This window comes from Idiomarina sp. UBA4206 (assembly GCF_002383015.1).
GTDB classification, from domain to species: domain Bacteria; phylum Pseudomonadota; class Gammaproteobacteria; order Enterobacterales; family Alteromonadaceae; genus Idiomarina; species Idiomarina abyssalis.
Map to the genome: position 1 here is coordinate 101,394 of NZ_DFTS01000039.1, position 291 is coordinate 101,684.

A 291-nucleotide genomic window follows, 5' to 3' on the forward strand; every position below is an offset into this window, starting at 1 on the left:
AAAATTTCTGATAAGCACTGAACCTGTGCTTCGGGCAGAGTGTTACCCGCACTCATACCGTTACTTAAATACAGGTTTTCAATTAAGTTCGACGGAAAATAGACCGTCTTGCCGTCGGAATGACGCACAAACGGCAAGGACACAATACCGCGGTCAGCCCGACCCGAGTTAGTATCAATTAAGTGTGAACCTCGCAGCTCGCCTTCCGGGTCATAAAATTCACGACAGTATTCGTCCAGAATTTCGGTGGGAAGCTCGTCGTTCGCGCCGGGTTTAAACCATTTTTCGTTG

General features: G+C 48.1%; 1 protein-coding gene. It reads right to left on the reverse strand.

What is annotated here, in order from left to right; all coding sequences use genetic code 11:
- Positions 1-291, reverse strand: a 291-nt coding sequence (locus tag B3180_RS08570) for a YcaO-like family protein (RefSeq protein WP_286844025.1), incomplete at both ends; no start/stop codon positions are given.